General features: G+C 35.7%; 14 protein-coding genes. 9 read left to right on the top strand and 5 right to left on the bottom strand.

The genetic code is table 11. The annotated features are described in order from the left end of the window. The first annotated feature begins 12 nt into the window (after nucleotides 1–12). The 7 genes from A6J68_RS10900 to A6J68_RS10870 all read left to right on the top strand — a co-directional run bounded on the left by A6J68_RS10900 (nucleotide 13) and on the right by A6J68_RS10870 (nucleotide 10,579). The gene (locus A6J68_RS10900; RefSeq protein ID WP_000664686.1) at nucleotides 13–807 is read left to right on the top strand and encodes a phosphatidate cytidylyltransferase; all 795 of its coding nucleotides are present in this window, start codon (nucleotides 13–15) and stop codon (nucleotides 805–807) included. Between the two features lie 30 nt (nucleotides 808–837). After that, nucleotides 838–2,097 (top strand): RIP metalloprotease RseP, encoded by a 1,260-nt coding sequence (gene rseP, locus A6J68_RS10895; RefSeq protein WP_000900651.1) that lies wholly within the window; start codon nucleotides 838–840, stop codon nucleotides 2,095–2,097. Nucleotides 2,098–2,188: 91 nt separating this feature from the next. Next, complete coding sequence (locus A6J68_RS10890) at nucleotides 2,189–4,042, top strand: proline--tRNA ligase (protein ID WP_000814042.1); 1,854 nt, start codon at nucleotides 2,189–2,191, stop codon at nucleotides 4,040–4,042. 124 nt (nucleotides 4,043–4,166) lie between these two features. Continuing rightward, entirely contained in the window at nucleotides 4,167–4,751 is a 585-nt protein-coding gene (locus A6J68_RS10885; RefSeq protein WP_000842268.1) for a glycoside hydrolase family 73 protein, read from the top strand. Nucleotides 4,752–4,873: 122 nt separating this feature from the next. After that, entirely contained in the window at nucleotides 4,874–9,280 is a 4,407-nt protein-coding gene (locus A6J68_RS10880; RefSeq protein WP_001292127.1) for a PolC-type DNA polymerase III, read from the top strand. 126 nt (nucleotides 9,281–9,406) lie between these two features. Continuing rightward, on the top strand, nucleotides 9,407–9,832 hold the full coding sequence (locus A6J68_RS10875; protein WP_000526288.1) for a MarR family winged helix-turn-helix transcriptional regulator: 426 nt from the start codon (nucleotides 9,407–9,409) through the stop codon (nucleotides 9,830–9,832). Between the two features lie 132 nt (nucleotides 9,833–9,964). Continuing rightward, nucleotides 9,965–10,579 (top strand): nitroreductase family protein, encoded by a 615-nt coding sequence (locus A6J68_RS10870; RefSeq protein WP_000008878.1) that lies wholly within the window; start codon nucleotides 9,965–9,967, stop codon nucleotides 10,577–10,579. A gap of 171 nt (nucleotides 10,580–10,750) precedes the next feature. Here the strand turns inward: A6J68_RS10870 and A6J68_RS10865 are convergent, their stop codons facing one another. The 5 genes from A6J68_RS10865 to dhuD form a co-directional block, all read right to left on the bottom strand. Continuing rightward, a complete protein-coding gene (locus tag A6J68_RS10865; RefSeq protein WP_001880293.1) occupies nucleotides 10,751–12,247 on the bottom strand; it encodes a hypothetical protein in 1,497 nt (498 codons plus the stop codon). Nucleotides 12,248–13,309: 1,062 nt separating this feature from the next. Next, nucleotides 13,310–13,948 carry a bifunctional 4-hydroxy-2-oxoglutarate aldolase/2-dehydro-3-deoxy-phosphogluconate aldolase gene (locus A6J68_RS10860; protein WP_000597406.1) on the bottom strand — a complete coding sequence of 213 codons (639 nt, stop codon included), beginning with the start codon at nucleotides 13,946–13,948 and terminating at the stop codon, nucleotides 13,310–13,312. Nucleotides 13,949–13,959: 11 nt separating this feature from the next. Next, on the bottom strand, nucleotides 13,960–14,967 hold the full coding sequence (locus A6J68_RS10855) for a sugar kinase (RefSeq protein ID WP_000034939.1): 1,008 nt from the start codon (nucleotides 14,965–14,967) through the stop codon (nucleotides 13,960–13,962). Between the two features lie 25 nt (nucleotides 14,968–14,992). Next, nucleotides 14,993–15,631, bottom strand: coding sequence for a 5-dehydro-4-deoxy-D-glucuronate isomerase DhuI (gene dhuI, locus A6J68_RS10850; protein WP_000684795.1), 639 nt, complete (start codon nucleotides 15,629–15,631; stop codon nucleotides 14,993–14,995). A 16-nt stretch (nucleotides 15,632–15,647) separates the two neighbouring features. Beyond that, nucleotides 15,648–16,460, bottom strand: coding sequence for a monomeric 2-dehydro-3-deoxy-D-gluconate 5-dehydrogenase DhuD (dhuD, locus tag A6J68_RS10845; protein ID WP_000139173.1), 813 nt, complete (start codon nucleotides 16,458–16,460; stop codon nucleotides 15,648–15,650). Between the two features lie 277 nt (nucleotides 16,461–16,737). On the opposite strand from dhuD, the gene A6J68_RS10835 reads away from it, so the two are divergent. Both A6J68_RS10835 and A6J68_RS10830 read left to right on the top strand, forming a co-directional pair. Next, on the top strand, nucleotides 16,738–17,172 hold the full coding sequence (locus A6J68_RS10835) for a PTS sugar transporter subunit IIA (protein ID WP_000590444.1): 435 nt from the start codon (nucleotides 16,738–16,740) through the stop codon (nucleotides 17,170–17,172). A gap of 2 nt (nucleotides 17,173–17,174) precedes the next feature. Next, on the top strand, nucleotides 17,175–18,371 hold the full coding sequence (locus A6J68_RS10830; protein WP_000975710.1) for a glycoside hydrolase family 88 protein: 1,197 nt from the start codon (nucleotides 17,175–17,177) through the stop codon (nucleotides 18,369–18,371).

Raw genomic sequence — 18,371 nt, 5'->3', positions numbered from 1 at the left:
AGAAGAGAGAAAATGAAAGAACGTGTTATTTGGGGAGCTGTCGCGCTTGCCATATTTATCCCTTTTTTAGTAATGGGTGGTTTGCCTTTCCAATTTTTAGTTGGACTTTTAGCTATGATTGGTGTTTCTGAATTACTTCGTATGCGTCGTTTAGAAATATTTTCCTTTGAAGGTGCATTAGCTATGATAGGAGCCTTTGTTTTAACAGTTCCTTTAGATAGTTATTTGTCCTTTTTACCAGTTGACGCTAGTTTATCAGCATACGGTATTGTTATTTTTATGATTTTGGCAGGTACTGTTTTGAACAGTAATTCTTACAGTTTTGAAGATGCTGCCTTTCCAATTGCGTCTAGTTTTTATGTGGGTATTGGCTTTCAAAATCTAGTCAGTGCTCGTATGGCTGGAATAGATAAGGTGTTGTTAGCTTTATTTATTGTCTGGGCGACTGATATCGGTGCTTATATGATTGGTCGTCAATTTGGACAACGCAAACTACTACCTTCAGTGTCTCCAAATAAAACAATTGAAGGGAGTCTGGGAGGAATTGCTTCAGCCATTGTGGTAGCTTTCTTTTTTATGCTTTTTGATAAGACCGTCTATGCGCCTCATAGCTTCCTAGTCATGTTAGTTTTAGTGGCTATCTTTAGCATTTTTGGTCAATTTGGAGATTTAGTTGAAAGTAGTATTAAACGTCATTTTGGTGTTAAAGATTCGGGTAAATTGATTCCGGGTCATGGGGGGATTTTGGATCGCTTTGATAGTATGATTTTTGTTTTCCCAATCATGCACTTCTTTGGCTTATTCTAAAATAATATATTGTATTTAGAGAGGAATTGAATGCTAGGAATTTTAACCTTTATTATTATTTTTGGTGTCATTGTAGTTGTTCACGAATTTGGGCATTTCTATTTTGCAAAGAAATCAGGAATTCTTGTTCGTGAATTTGCTATTGGTATGGGTCCAAAAATCTTTTCTCACATTGATAAAGAAGGAACAACCTATACTATTCGTATATTACCGCTAGGTGGTTATGTCCGTATGGCTGGTTGGGGTGATGATAAGACTGAAATTAAGACAGGGACGCCGGCTAGCCTTACTTTAAATAAAGAAGGCATTGTAACTCGTATTAATTTATCAGGAAAACAATTAGACAATACTTCTTTACCAATCAATGTAACAGCTTATGATTTAGAAGATAAACTAACTATCACAGGATTGGTCTTAAGTGAGACAAAAACCTATAGTGTTGATCACGATGCTACTATCATTGAGGAGGATGGTACTGAAATTCGTATTGCTCCCTTAGATGTGCAGTATCAGAATGCTTCTGTATGGGGGCGCTTAATTACCAATTTTGCAGGTCCGATGAATAATTTTATTTTAGGTCTTGTAGTCTTTATTGCACTTGCTTTTATTCAAGGAGGTGTTCAAGATTTATCAACCAATCAGGTCCGTGTATCAGAAAATGGTCCTGCTGCTAGTGCAGGTTTAAAAAATAATGACCGTATTTTACAAATAGGGTCGCACAAAGTTTCTAACTGGGAACAGTTGACAGCAGCAGTAGAAAAGTCAACTAGTCATTTAGAAAAAAACCAAAAACTTGCCCTTAAAATTAAGAGCAAAGAGGTGGTGAAAACGATCAACGTTAAGCCACAGAAAGTTGATAAATCCTACATCATCGGCATTATGCCAGCTCTAAAGACAAGCTTTAAAGACAAGCTTTTAGGTGGATTTAAACTAGCATGGGAAAGTTTCTTTAGAATTTTAAATGAATTAAAGAAACTTATTGCTCATTTTAGTATTAATAAATTGGGAGGTCCAGTAGCTCTCTATCAGGCTAGTAGCCAAGCTGCTAAAAATGGTTTCGTCACAGTTCTCAACTTAATGGGATTAATCTCTATCAACTTAGGTATTATGAATCTCATCCCTATACCAGCCCTTGACGGGGGTAAGATAGTGATGAATATTTTAGAAGCCATTCGTCGCAAACCACTTAAACAAGAAACAGAAACTTATATTACGCTCGCTGGGGTAGCAGTTATGTTAGTATTAATGATTGCTGTAACCTGGAACGATATCATGCGAGCTTTCTTCTAAAAGATAATAAAACGTGAAAGGAAATACGAATTTTTCAATTGCAATTCTCAATTGAAAAAGAATCAACTTTGATTAGTCGTATCTTATTGTAATGAAACAAAGTAAAATGCTTATTCCAACACTTCGCGAAATGCCAAGTGATGCTCAGGTTATCAGCCATGCTCTTATGGTTCGTGCAGGATATGTCCGCCAAGTTTCGGCTGGAATCTATGCTTATTTGCCTCTAGCTAACCGTACTATTGAAAAATTTAAAACAATTATGCGTCAAGAATTTGAGAAGATTGGTGCAGTTGAAATGTTAGCTCCAGCTCTTCTTACAGCAGATTTATGGCGTGAATCTGGGCGCTACGAAACATATGGTGAAGACCTTTATAAATTAAAGAATCGTGATCAATCGGATTTTATCTTAGGACCAACTCATGAAGAGACTTTCACAACTCTTGTTCGTGATGCAGTAAAATCTTATAAGCAATTACCACTAAACCTTTATCAAATTCAGTCTAAATATCGTGATGAGAAGCGTCCTCGTAATGGACTTCTTCGAACACGTGAATTTATCATGAAAGATGGATACAGCTTCCACAAAGATTATGAAGACCTTGATGTCACTTACGAAGATTACCGTAAAGCATATGAAGCCATCTTCACACGTGCTGGACTTGACTTTAAAGGCATTATAGGTGACGGAGGTGCTATGGGAGGTAAAGATAGCCAAGAATTTATGGCAGTAACTCCCAATCGTACAGATTTAAATCGTTGGTTAGTCCTTGATAAAACTATTCCTTCTATTGATGATATTCCAGAGGATGTTTTAGAAGAAATTAAGGCAGAACTCTCGGCTTGGCTAGTTTCTGGTGAGGACACTATTGCATACTCCACTGAATCAAGCTATGCTGCTAACCTTGAGATGGCAACGAATGAGTACAAACCATCTACTAAGGCTGCTACCTTTGAAGAAGTAACAAAAGTAGAAACTCCTAACTGCAAATCAATTGATGAGGTAGCTGGATTTTTATCAATTGATGAAAATCAAACTATCAAGACACTATTGTTTATTGCTGATGAACAGCCCGTGGTTGCTTTACTAGTTGGTAACGATCAAGTCAATGATGTGAAGTTAAAAAATTATTTAGCGGCTGATTTCTTAGAGCCTGCAAGTGAAGAGCAAGCAAAAGAGATTTTTGGTGCAGGTTTTGGTTCTCTTGGGCCAGTTAACCTACCTGAGTCTGTTAAAATTATTGCTGATCGTAAAGTTCAAGACCTTGCTAATGCTGTGTCTGGTGCTAACCAAGATGGTTATCATTTTACTGGAGTTAATCCAGAACGTGATTTCACAGCTGAATACGTTGATATTCGTGAAGTAAAAGAAGGGGAGATTTCTCCAGACGGTAAAGGTACTCTGAAATTTGCTCGTGGTATTGAAATTGGACATATCTTTAAACTAGGTACCCGTTATTCAGATAGTATGGGAGCAAACATCCTTGATGAAAATGGCCGCTCAAATCCTATTGTTATGGGGTGTTATGGTATTGGTGTTAGTCGTATTCTCTCAGCTGTCATTGAACAACATGCCCGACTTTTTGTGAATAAGACACCAAAAGGAGCTTATCGCTTTGCTTGGGGGATTAATTTCCCAGAAGAATTAGCCCCATTTGATGTACATTTGATTACTGTCAATGTCAAAGATCAAGAGTCACAAGATCTTACTGAGAAAATTGAAGCTGATTTGATGCTTAAAGGTTATGAAGTCCTGACAGACGATCGTAATGAACGTGTTGGTTCTAAATTCTCAGACAGTGACTTAATTGGACTTCCAATTCGAGTAACTGTTGGGAAGAAAGCTTCTGAAGGTATCGTTGAAGTGAAAATTAAAGCAAGTGGTGATACGATTGAGGTTCACGCTGATAACTTAATTGAAACTTTAGAGATTCTAACAAAAAAATAAGCCGATAAAAAAGTTAGTCTGATGTGCTAACTTTTTTATATGGAGTGAAATTTAGTATGGTTCTTATTGGTAAAAAGCAACTGCCTTTTGTTATAATGAAATGATATTTTAGAAAGGAGCCATCATGAAAAGTCGAAAAAAAGATAAATTGGTATTGAGGTTAACAACAACACTATTAGTTTTTGGTTTGGGTGGGGTTTGGTTTTACAATTATAAAAATGATAATGTCGAACCGACAGTCACTAGTGCATCGGATCAAACGACGACTTTTATTCAAACGATTTCTCCAACAGCTATTGAAATTTCTAAGACCTATGATTTGTATGCGTCAGTCTTATTAGCACAAGCTATTTTGGAATCATCCAGTGGACAATCAGATTTGTCTAAGGCTCCTAATTATAACCTCTTTGGCATCAAAGGAGAATATAAAGGTAAATCTGTCCAAATGCCTACTTTAGAAGATGATGGGAAAGGCAATATGACTCAAATCCAAGCTCCTTTTCGCGCCTATCCAAATTATTCTGCTTCACTATATGATTATGCTGAGTTAGTATCTAGTCAAAAGTATGCATCTGTTTGGAAATCAAATACTTCTTCTTATAAGGATGCTACTGCAGCTCTAACAGGTCTTTATGCGACAGATACTGCTTATGCTAGTAAATTAAACCAAATTATTGAAACCTACAGTCTAGATGCTTATGATAAATAGTCTCAGTTAAGAGAGTGTTGTTAAGAAGGCTAATAAATGCCTTTTTTAACAGCCTCCTTTTGTTATCTCGAAATATTTACAGATATGTGATAAAATGGAAGTAAGATATTCAGGAGAAAACTATGTCAGAATTGTTCAAGAAACTTATGGATCAGATTGAAATGCCGCTTGAAATTAAGAATTCAAGTGTTTTTTCGTCTGCTGATATTATCGAGGTAAAGGTTCATTCTCTATCACGCTTATGGGAATTTCATTTTTCATTTCCAGAATTATTGCCAATTGAGGTGTATTGTGAATTACAAACTCGTTTAGTGAATAGTTTTGAAAAAGCAGATATAAAGGCTACTTTTGATATAAGAGCAGAAACTATTGATTTTTCTGATGATCTGCTACAGGATTATTATCAACAAGCTTTTTGTGAACCCTTGTGTAATAGTGCAAGTTTTAAGAGTTCTTTTTCACAATTAAAAGTTCATTACAATGGCAGTCAGATGATTATTTCAGCACCTCAATTTGTCAATAATAATCATTTTCGTCAGAATCATTTGCCGCGCTTGGAACAACAATTTTCATTGTTTGGATTTGGTAAACTTGCTATTGATATGGTTTCTGATGAACAAATGACGCAAAACTTAAAATCATCATTTGAAACTAACCGCGAGCAATTGCTTGAAAAAGCTAACCAAGAGGCTATGCAAGCCTTGGAAGCACAAAAATCACTAGAAGATTCAGCGCCTCCATCAGAAGAAGTGACACCAACTCAAAATTATGATTTCAAAGAGCGTATCAAACAACGTCAAGCTGGCTTTGAAAAAGCAGAGATTACACCCATGATTGAGGTGACCACAGAAGAAAATCGTATCGTTTTTGAAGGAATGGTTTTTAGTGTTGAACGAAAAACAACCCGCACTGGACGTCATATCATTAATTTTAAGATGACTGATTATACCTCAAGTTTTGCTATGCAAAAGTGGGCTAAAGATGATGAAGAATTGAAGAAGTACGATATGATTTCTAAAGGTTCGTGGTTGCGGGTCAGAGGGAATATTGAGAACAATAACTTTACTAAATCTTTGACAATGAATGTTCAAGATATCAAAGAGATTGTGCATCATGAACGTAAAGACTTAATGCCAGCAGATCAAAAACGTGTGGAATTTCATGCTCATACCAATATGTCAACGATGGATGCTTTACCAACTGTCGAGAGCCTCATTGATACTGCAGCTAAGTGGGGACACCCAGCTATTGCAATTACTGACCATGCCAATGTTCAAAGTTTTCCGCACGGCTACCACAGAGCAAAAAAAGCAGGTATAAAAGCAATTTTTGGATTAGAGGCAAATATTGTTGAAGATAAAGTGCCTATTTCCTACAACGAAGTTGATATGAATTTGCACGAAGCAACTTATGTTGTATTTGATGTGGAAACTACAGGTCTTTCTGCAGCTAATAATGACCTAATTCAGATTGCAGCATCAAAAATGTTCAAGGGTAATATTATTGAGCAATTTGATGAGTTTATTGACCCAGGCCATCCTCTTTCTGACTTTACAACTGAGTTGACAGGTATTACGGATAATCATGTCAGAGGTTCAAAACCTATTTTACAAGTCCTTCAGGAATTTCAGAATTTTTGTCAAGGTACGGTTTTAGTTGCGCATAATGCAACCTTTGACGTTGGTTTTATGAATGCGAATTATGAACGTCATAATCTGCCTTTGATCACACAGCCGGTCATTGATACCTTAGAATTTGCAAGAAATCTTTATCCTGAATATAAGCGTCATGGTTTGGGGCCTCTAACCAAACGTTTCCAAGTTGCTTTGGAACATCATCATATGGCCAACTACGATGCTGAAGCAACGGGTCGCTTACTCTTTATTTTCTTAAAAGAGGCGCGGGAAAATCGTGATGTGACTAATTTGATGGAGCTCAATACTAAATTGGTAGCTGAAGACTCTTACAAAAAGGCACGCATAAAGCATGCAACCATTTATGTCCAAAATCAGGTTGGACTTAAAAATATATTTAAGTTAGTTAGCCTTTCAAATGTTAAATATTTTGAAGGGGTGGCAAGAATTCCTAGATCAGTTTTAGATGCTCACAGAGAAGGTCTCTTGCTAGGTACTGCCTGTTCTGATGGAGAAGTTTTTGATGCCTTGTTATCAAATGGAATTGATGCAGCAGTGACCCTAGCTAAATATTATGATTTTATTGAAGTCATGCCACCTGCTATTTATCGCCCCTTGGTGGTTCGTGATTTAATTAAAGATGAGGCGGGGATTCAACAAATTATTAGAGACCTAATAGAGGTCGGTCGGCGTTTAGATAAGCCTGTTTTAGCTACGGGAAATGTTCATTATATTGAGCCTGAAGATGAGATTTACCGTGAGATTATTGTTCGTAGTCTTGGACAAGGTGCCATGATTAATAGGACTATCGGTCGTGGGGAGGATGCTCAACCAGCGCCTTTGCCAAAAGCACATTTCCGTACAACAAATGAGATGTTAGATGAATTTGCCTTTCTTGGTAAAGATTTAGCCTATGAGATCGTTGTAACCAATACGAATACTTTTGCAGATCGATTTGAAGACGTTGAAGTTGTAAAAGGGGATCTCTATACCCCGTTTGTTGATCGTGCTGAAGAACGAGTTGCTGAATTAACTTATGCTAAAGCATTCGAAATATATGGTAATCCTCTTCCTGATATTATTGATTTACGTATCGAAAAAGAGTTAGCATCTATACTTGGTAATGGATTTGCCGTTATCTATCTTGCTTCGCAAATGTTGGTGCAACGTTCTAATGAACGTGGTTATCTAGTAGGATCACGTGGGTCTGTTGGGTCGAGTTTTGTAGCGACCATGATAGGAATTACTGAAGTTAATCCAATGCCACCTCATTATGTTTGCCCAAATTGTCAGCATTCTGAATTTATCACAGATGGTTCTTGTGGTTCAGGTTACGATTTACCAAATAAAAATTGTCCTAAATGTGGTACTTTGTACAAGAAAGATGGACAGGATATTCCGTTTGAAACTTTCTTAGGATTTGATGGAGATAAGGTTCCTGATATTGATCTAAATTTCTCTGGAGATGATCAACCTTCTGCTCACTTAGATGTTCGTGATATCTTTGGAGAAGAATATGCTTTTCGTGCAGGAACGGTAGGTACCGTAGCTGAAAAAACTGCCTTTGGTTTTGTCAAAGGTTACGAACGAGATTACAATAAATTTTATAACGATGCAGAGGTCGAACGGTTAGCGACTGGTGCTGCGGGAGTCAAACGTTCTACAGGTCAACACCCCGGTGGTATCGTTGTTATTCCTAACTATATGGATGTTTATGATTTTACTCCGGTTCAATATCCAGCAGATGATATGACAGCTGCTTGGCAGACAACTCACTTCAATTTCCATGATATTGATGAGAATGTCTTGAAGTTAGATATTCTAGGACATGATGATCCTACTATGATTCGTAAACTTCAGGATTTATCAGGAATTGATCCATCAAATATCCTTCCAGATGATCCAGACGTTATGAAGTTATTTTCTGGTACGGAAGTTTTAGGAGTGACAGAAGAGCAAATTGGAACTCCTACAGGGATGCTTGGTATTCCTGAGTTTGGTACGAACTTTGTTCGTGGTATGGTGAACGAAACCCATCCAACCACATTTGCAGAATTGTTGCAACTGTCAGGACTATCACATGGTACGGATGTTTGGTTAGGTAATGCTCAAGACTTAATCAAAGAAGGTATTGCTACCTTATCAACCGTTATTGGTTGTCGTGATGACATCATGGTTTATTTAATGCACGCTGGTCTACAACCAAAGATGGCCTTTACAATCATGGAGCGCGTGCGTAAGGGGTTATGGTTGAAAATTTCAGAAGATGAGCGTAACGGTTATATCCAAGCAATGCGTGATAATAATGTCCCGGATTGGTATATTGAATCGTGTGGAAAAATCAAGTATATGTTCCCTAAAGCCCATGCAGCAGCCTATGTTTTAATGGCCTTACGTGTGGCGTACTTTAAAGTACATTATCCAATATTTTATTATTGTGCTTATTTTTCTATTCGCGCCAAAGCTTTTGAATTACGCACAATGAGTGCTGGACTTGATGCCGTTAAGGCGCGCATGAAGGATATCACTGAGAAGCGTCAGCGTAATGAGGCGACGAATGTCGAAAATGATCTTTTTACGACATTAGAGTTGGTTAATGAAATGCTTGAGCGTGGCTTTAAATTTGGGAAATTAGATCTTTATCGTAGCCATGCGACTGACTTTATTATTGAAGAGGATACGCTAATCCCTCCATTTGTTGCTATGGAAGGCTTGGGAGAAAACGTTGCAAAACAGATAGTTCGAGCACGTGAAGATGGTGAATTTTTATCAAAAACAGAGCTTCGTAAACGAGGAGGAGTCTCAAGTACCTTAGTTGAAAAATTTGATGAGATGGGTATTTTGGGAAATTTACCAGAAGACAATCAGTTGAGTCTTTTTGATGATTTCTTCTAAGCAATAAGGTTGAGTAGTTACTCAACCTTATTATTTGCCAGCTGCTTTTGATAGGGCAAAGATGATATTCTTGCTTAAAATAACTAATTAGTGATAAAATAAGAAAAAATACGTTTGGGAGATGAAATGGGAAACTTTAAAAATTCAGCGGTTAAATCTATGGTTGTCATGCGAAAAGCATTTAGAACAATAGACGGAAAAGTCTCAGAATCATTTAAAGAATTTGAATTAACACCAACTCAGTTTGCAGTTTTGGATGTTCTCTATGCTAAAGGCACAATGAAAATTGGAGAATTGATTGAAAATATGCTTGCTACATCAGGTAATATGACTGTTGTTATTAAAAATATGGAAAAGAAGGGATGGGTATTACGCCATTCTTGTCCGAATGATAAGAGAGCCTTTTTGGTGAGTTTAACAACTGAAGGAGAAGAAGTGATAAAAAAAGCTCTACCAGAGCATATTAAACGTGTAGAAGATGCTTTTTCAGTCTTAACAGAAACAGAGCAAGAAGACTTGATTAACCTTTTAAAAAAATTTAAAACCTTGTGAGTCACATTCTTTGACTTTACGATATAGTGGTAATATAATTACTACATAGTAATAAATAACTTTAATCTAATTCATATGTCACTAGAACAAATGTAGTAAGATATCTGAGATTGAAGAACAAGGAGAAAAAATATGTCATTTTTGGAAGAATTAAAAAACCGTCGCTCTATTTACGCTCTTGGTCGCAATACAGAAGTTTCTGATGAGAAAATAGTAGAGATTATTAAAGAGGCAGTTCGCCAATCCCCATCTGCTTTTAATAGTCAAACTTCCCGTGTTGTCATTTTATTGAATGATGAAGTTACTAAGTTCTGGGATGAATTGGTTGCTAATGATTTGGTAGAAACAATGAAAGTACAAGGTGCTCCAGAGACAGCTATTGCTGGAACTAAGGAAAAATTAGCTAGTTTTGGAGCTTCAAAGGGAACAGTACTCTTCTTTGAAGATCAAGATGTTGTCAAATCTCTTCAAGAACAATTCGTTCTTTATGCGGATAACTTTCCAGTTTGGTCTGAGCAATCAACAGGTATTGCCTCAGTAAATACTTGGACAGCCCTTTCTGCAGAACTTGGACTTGGTGGTAATTTACAACATTACAATCCAGTTATTGATGCATCAGTACAAGCTGTTTATGGTGTTCCAGCTAGTTGGAAACTTCGTGGACAACTAAATTTTGGTTCAATCGAAGCTGAAACAGGAGAAAAAGAATTCATGAATGATGATGACCGCTTTAAAGTCATCGGATAATACTGTACAAAAAAAGGCAAGGATAGCAATGGCACTGCATCTATGAACTAAAATGAAAAAAACACTCCTACTTCTAGTAAAATAGAGGTAGGAGTGTTTTTAGTATATTCAAAAAAGCTACAATTCGCTTGATACGGAGACTTCTGTTATTTGATGTAGATATTTGAAAGGTTAATTCGTGTTCGTTTCTCCTTTTTCGGGATTTTCACTTAGTTTCATTTCTCCTTCTTTTAATTGTGAATAGAATGTTTCATTCAAATTTAGACTTTTTGTAAACTCTGTGTACTCATGCTTGAATAATCTATCTTTTTGTAGTAGTTCTTCATATTCTTTCTCTAGATAATTTCGTATATTCTTTTCCCCAGGATTTTGTGTATTCTCTGGGATTTTTGATAATAATTCTTTATATTTATCAATCAAGTTGTTTTTTTCTGTTACTGAAACAAAATCATTGTTTTCAGCTGGAGTCTCTCTCTCTTTTACTGAATTTTCTCTTGGTTTTTCTTCTTTTTTGAGATTATCACTCGGTTTCTTTTCTTCTTTCTTTAATTGTAGGTAGAATGATTCATTTAAATTTAGACTTTCTTTAAATTCTGCATGTTCATGCTCAAATAAATTATCTTTCTTTAATATTTCTTCATATTCATTTTTCAAATAATCTCTTATGTTTTTTTCTCCTGGATTTTGTGTGTTTTCAGGAATCTGTGACAATAATTTTTTATACTTATCTATCAGCTCGTTTTTTTCTTTTTCTGTTACTGGTACAAAATCATCTTTTGGTTTTTTATCTTTTAGAGCTGCAGATTCATTAATAAATAACATAGATTTGCTTCCATTATTATGTATCCAATTTTCAAACGCTTCATTTGATTCCATATACTTAACTTTAAATCTATTATTTGTTTTTGCGGGATCATAAACGTCATAACCATCTATACAGTATTCTTTAATAAAATCGGAATACGTTGTTTTGTAATTACCATTTTTCCAATATGTACTGGCTGTGATATCTATGATATGCCAACTTCTATTATAATACGCTCTCACAGCTGCATGAGATATTCCTTGAGGACTTTTACCAGAAACGACATAACTAGGTATCCCCATAATATTAAATGCTCTAGCGGCTGTTACACTATAGCCAACGCACATAGCAAGTTTTCTTTCTGTTACAGAAAATAAATCTGAAGCTCTGTAATATTCTGTGTCGACATTTCTAGCTCTGTAAGCTTCATTGTCATAATTAGTTATTTCACCTATATATTTAGTGAAAGCAATTACTTTTTCTTCATCTGTTAAGTTTTGATTATTAGCTCCAGATTTAACTATTAAATCTAGAATTTTTTGGTCATTTTCTTTTATTTTATCTTCACTAATATTAATGTTTGAAGAATATGAAGAATCTTTTGAATTATTTTCAAAGGCAAACTTATTATCTATAGATAATGTTTTAGTGTAAATAGGGATACCATTTACGCCCATATAATCAACTGGTTTACCCATAGATAACCCTGATGATTTCAATCTTTCCATGATAAAGTTTTCATCCTTAATTTCAAACGTAGAATGAACGGTATCATATGGGAACTTTCCTCTCTCAGTTAGCCTTTTTTGGGTTATCGTCTTAAATTCCTCTATATTTTTAAGTAATTTATGTTTTTTATTCATCAAGAATACTGTTGTATCATGTGCGATTTTCCCATTTAATTTGACAAAGACATATTCTTCATTTCTTTCTTTTTTTAATGTAGCTTGGATATTTTTAATTTCTTCTAAATTGATAAGGTTTTTGTAATAACCTTTATCACCTAAAATCCAAACATTAAAACCTTTGAAATTTGGTATCTCTGTTTTATACCTATTTAACTCTTGAATAAACTTATCTTCACTGTTTTTTTCAACTAGATTAGTTTCTTGAATATTATTTTGATTAGCATATGATATATTTAAATCAGATAGGTTGAATAATGTTGAAGCTACAGCAAATGATAAAACACAAGTTAATTTTAATCTTTTTTCTTAATTTTTTAAAATCTCCTCATTTATTAATAAATAAATAATAACATATTAAAAAATGTTTTTCAATAAAAATCTTGGATTAATTTTGATTTTAAATGCGTCTATTTAAATAGGTGATTATAAAGAGATATAACAGTAAAACGAGTCGTTATAAAAAATAAAATCGGTCAAATTAGAAAGGAGGTTTAGAATGTCTAAAAAATGACTATTAATGATATCACTCAACTATCAAAACTTCAAAATAACGGTACACCCAAAAGCTGAGACGCAGGAAAAATACTTCTGTTGAAATCTAATAAACTATAATCAGAAATGTTTTTAATTATGTTTAAAAAATGTATTTGATAGGAGCTAAGTTAGCCTGTGTTGAGATAGGAAAAGCGGGTAAGCCTGATAGGTCATTGCTAAGTTTTTGGATATAAAAATGATATCAAATCTATTATTTGCTGAAATGATATGAGAATGATGAGCTTCACTACTTATATCAATCTGCGGGCAAGTAGTATATCTTTGGTGAAGACATGGATCAGTTGTCGGAAGTAGAACGGTTATGTCTACAGGAAGATTAGCTAAAAATTATCTCGGTCTGATAAGAAAATCGAGATAATGAGTCTGATTAAGATAAACGGTACTACAGAAAAATGGCTTTATAAAAGTTCTTTTCTTCTGTCTCATGATTGAGGTGTGGGGGTGCCTTGTCTTTTTATTGTGTTAATTCAGATTTAGCTGTATTTTGTATTGTTTAGCCATTTCTGTGATTTTATCAAATTCCCCCAAAGCTGCTAGTTTATTGAACTCTCCACCAATACCAATGGCTGTTACTCCAGATAGAAACCAGTCTTTGGCATTTGTGAGATTTACCCCACCAGTCACCATAATTTGTACTTGAGGTAAAGGTGCTTTTAGTGATGAGATGAAAGATGTTCCTAGAGTACCTCCTGGGAATATTTTAATTATTTCACAACCAGCTTCAAGTGCTGTTGTTATCTCTGATAAGGTCATGCAACCTGGTAAATAAGGAATAGCATAACGATTACATAATTTAGCAGTCTGTAGATTAAATGCGGGAGATACAATAAACTTTGCTCCTGCTAAAATAGCCATTCGGGCAGTTTCTGCGTCTAGAACAGTTCCTGCCCCAACGACAACTTGTTCTTGGTTAGTATATTGTGTGACTAGTTGTTCAATGACTTGGCTAGCTTTGCTATTAGTATAGGCGATTTCGATAGCAGAAATACCACCTTTTATGCATGCTTGAGCAGCTTGAAAAGCTTCTTCTTGGCTATTTCCACGAATGACAGCAACTATTTTTCCTTGCATTAATTGCAACAAAATCTTTGATTTTATCATAATTCTCCCTTCTAACGAATAATGTCTTTCGATTGATTTAGTACTTTGTTAACTGCGGTAACGGTCTCAAACATATTGTCCCCTTCCAAAGCACATTTTAAAGATGCACTAGCGACAGCGAAATCAATGACTGTCTTGCTGTCTGAGTGCTGAAGTAGTTGATATAGCGCTCCCGCCACAAAAGCATCTCCGCTTCCAATTCTCTGGTTTACAGCTGTGGTGATTTCTTTTGAAGTGACAAACTCTTGTTTACGATTTGCTATGTAAGCTTGGTAGTGGTTTCGTCCCCATTCATCCTGTAGACGTTTAGTATGGAAAATGACTTGAAAGTCAAAGTGATTTATAAGAGAAATCATTCGTTCTTTGATGTCCTCTATTGTAGCTTCATCGCGATTGAAGAAGGTAGTGTCCTGTGAGTCAACCATAAGAGGTTCAATACCAAAACAAATATCCGCAAAGGTAGCGAACTGAGAAAAAAGGATTTTGGCATTTTTAGGAGAAATTAGTTTACTGCGAAAATTGAGATCTAAGGAGATTGTTATCTCTCTTTTTTTAGCTTCTTTTAAAAGAAGCAGTGTTATCTCTTGGATAGACTCATCCAATGATAGTGTAATACCACTAAAATGAAAGAGAGAAACTCCTTCAAATAATTGATCGAAATCAATTTGGTTTATCCTAAAGTCATGTAAACTACTATAATCGCGGTCGTAGACCACCTCACCTTTTCTGCAAGCAAAGGAATTTTCTAAGAAATATAACCCAACACGTTCTCCAACCCACTGAATAGAATGAGTATCAATACCCTGTGCTTTTAAAAATTGAAGAAAACTATTACCTATGGGATTATTGGGTAAGGCTGAGAGGAGTTTAGTATCTTGCCCAAAGCCTTGTAGAGCTCTTGCGATATTAACTTCAGAGCCACCATAGAATAGTTTAGTTGAGATACTATCTGCAAAATAGTCATTTTCTTTGGGAGTGATGCGAATGAGAGGTTCACCGAAAAAAAGAATCTTAGACATAAAAGTCCTTTCTAAAACAGACGCTTTAGTCTAAGACAGATTTCAAGTAGTCTGCTATATTTTGATTTTGGCAATTAGCGAAGAAATATTCTTGGAAATGCTCCCCAGAAATAGTTTCCTTTAAGAAATCTTGATCAATTTCTTTTAAAACAGAGAGTAAATCTCTGTAAGTAATCTGTTTTACTTCGCTAAGGATACGTGCATTGCGTTGCTCAGGTACAGCCCTCTCTTTAGGGTATCCCCCTCCTTTTTCATCTTCGAAAAGACGTTCAAATAAATACCTCAGATTCAATTCAGCTCCCCAACCAAATCCTTTAGCAAAAGGAAGGGAAAGAGCATTTCCTCCGTTTACTTGAGAGAATAAGTAAGCGTCGACAGAATCAGCAGCGAATCCACAGACTACGCCAGGAAAGCTATTACAAGCAAGCATCGCTCCAATTCCTGTCCCACAGCCTGTAATAACAAAATCTGCAGCACCGCTATTAAGTAAAATAGCAGTCAGTAAACCATTTTGTACATAAGTTAGCTGGCTTTCTTCTTCTTTGCCATACATCCCGTAGTTGAAAACATCAAATCCTTTTTTTTTGGAAACCGCTTTCAATTCTTTGTAGATAAGAGTATTTTTACTCGCTTGGCTATTTTCGTTGATTAATGCAATTTTCATTTATATTACTCCTTTATTATTGAGGTTGTTTACCGATGTAAGCTAAAATACCGCCATCTACATAGAGTATGTGACCATTGATAAAGTTTGATGCATCGCTAGCAAGGAAGATAGCTGGTGCACCTAAATCTTCTGCCTCACCCCAGCGAGCGGCAGGTGTTTTAGCGATGATAAATTGGTCGAATGGATGACGTGAACCATCATCTTGACGTTCACGAAGGGGAGCTGTTTGTGGTGTGGCAATATAGCCGGGCCCGATACCGTTACATTGGATGTTAGCAGAACCGTATTCAGAAGCAATGTTCTTGGTTAACATTTTAAGTCCCCCTTTGGCAGCAGCATAGGCAGCAACTGTTTCGCGTCCAAGCTCACTCATCATGGAGCAAATATTGATGATTTTACCATGTCCTTTTTGGATCATTCCAGGTAATACCGCTTTTGATACGATAAAGGGAGCATTCAAATCAATATCAATAACTTGTCGAAAATCTGCAGCGCTCATCTCTAGCATAGGGGTGCGTTTTATAATACCTGCGTTGTTAACTAGAATATCAATTACCCCAACATCTTGAGAAATTTTGTTCACCATTTCGTTGATTCCATCTTCATCTGTAACATCGCAAACATAGCCATGGGCCTTAATGCCAAGTTTTTTATAGGCGGAGATGCCTTTGTCAACGAGTTCCTGCTTAATATCATTGAAGACAATAGTTGCTCCAGCTCTAGCAAAAGCAGTTGCTATTGAAAAACCAATGCCGTAAGAAGCGCCTGTTATTAAGGCGACTTTACCTTCTAGTGAAAAGTTGTCTTTTAAGAATTGTTCAGTCATAATATGACCTCCGTAAAAAAATTCAGGAAGTAAACCTGTTTACATGAATAGTAACAAAGTAAACCGATTTTGTCAACTATAGAGTTCTTCTCCTATAAAACTTGGCAACATATATAACAAAGCTTTATCTAAGTTATGATTCTTAAAGATAAAAAAGACATCATTATAAAAAATCAAGTAAACTGCTCAAAAAATATAAAAAAGATGTTGACACCTAAAAATGAAAGCGCTATAATCTGATTATAAAAGTAAACCGGTAAACTCAAGAGGAGAAAATATGATAAAAATTATTATTGTAGCACACGGCAACTTTCCAGATGGTATTTTAAGCTCTTTAGAACTTATTGCTGGGCATCAGGAATATGTTGTTGGTATTAACTTTATTGCAGGCATGTCTTCTAATGATGTTAGAGTTGCTTTGCAAAGAGAGGTTATCGATTTCAAAGAAATTTTAGTATTGACTGATTTGCTAGGTGGGACTCCTTTCAATGTTTCTTCCGCCTTATCAGTAGAATATACAGATAAAAAGATAAAAGTTTTATCGGGCTTGAACCTTTCAATGTTAATGGAAGCTGTTTTATCTAGAACGATGTTTGAACATGTAGATGACCTTGTTGATAAAGTTATAACATCATCTCATGAAGGAATTGTTGATTTTTCTACTTGCCTTGCTACACAAACTGCAGAAGCAACTTTTGAGGGAGGCATTTAATAATGATGAAAATAAAACCGGTCAAGGTTGAGTCAATTGAAAATCCAAAGCGTTTTTTAGACAGTAGATTATTAACTAAGATTGAAGTTGAGGAAGCCATTGAAAAAGCCTTGAAGCAACTTTATATTAATATTGATTACTTTGGTGAAGAGTATCCAACGCCTGCAACATTCAATAATACTTATAAAGTTATGGATAACACAGAATGGACAAATGGTTTTTGGACAGGGTGCTTGTGGTTAGCTTATGAGTATAATCAGGATAAAAAGTTAAAAAACATAGCCCACAAAAATGTATTGTCATTTCTAAATCGTATTAATAATCGTATAGCATTAGATCACCACGACTTAGGATTTCTTTACACACCATCTTGTACAGCAGAATATCGTATCAATGGTGATGCTAAAGCTTTAGAAGCCACTATAAAAGCTGCAGATAAATTGATGGAGCGCTATCAAGAAAAAGGTGGATTTATTCAGGCTTGGGGAGAACTCGGGTATAAGGAACACTATCGCTTAATTATCGATTGCTTACTTAATATCCAACTCTTATTTTTTGCTTATGAACAGACAGGTGATGAAAAGTATAGACAAGTTGCGGTGAATCACTTCTACGCTTCAGCTAACAATGTGGTGCGTGATGATTCTTCTGCTTTTCATACTTTTTATTTCGACCCAGAAACTGGAGAACCGTTAAAAGGTGTCACACGACAGGGTTATAGTGATGAGTCATCTTGGGCAAGAGGGCAAGCATGGGGCATCTACGGTATTCCGCTTAGTTACCGGAAAATGAAAGATTATCAGCAGATTATCCTTTTTAAAGGTATGACAAACTATTTTCTAAATCGTTTACCTGAAGACAAGGTATCCTATTGGGACCTTATTTTTACGGATGGCTCGGGTCAGCCTAGAGATACATCCGCAACAGCAACAGCTGTGTGTGGGATTCATGAGATGCTTAAACATTTACCAGAAGTAGATCCTGATAAAGAGACATACAAATATGCTATGCATACAATGCTTCGTAGTCTGATTGAACAGTATAGTAATAGTGAATTTATAGCAGGACGTCCTCTTCTATTGCACGGTGTGTATTCGTGGCATTCAGGTAAAGGAGTAGATGAAGGTAATATTTGGGGAGATTATTATTACTTAGAAGCCTTAATAAGATTCTATAAAGACTGGGAACTTTATTGGTAA

Source organism: Streptococcus sp. 'group B' (assembly GCF_002073795.1).
In the GTDB taxonomy this organism is placed as follows: Bacteria; Bacillota; Bacilli; order Lactobacillales; family Streptococcaceae; genus Streptococcus; species Streptococcus agalactiae.
This window is presented reverse-complemented; position numbering and strand designations above follow the sequence as displayed.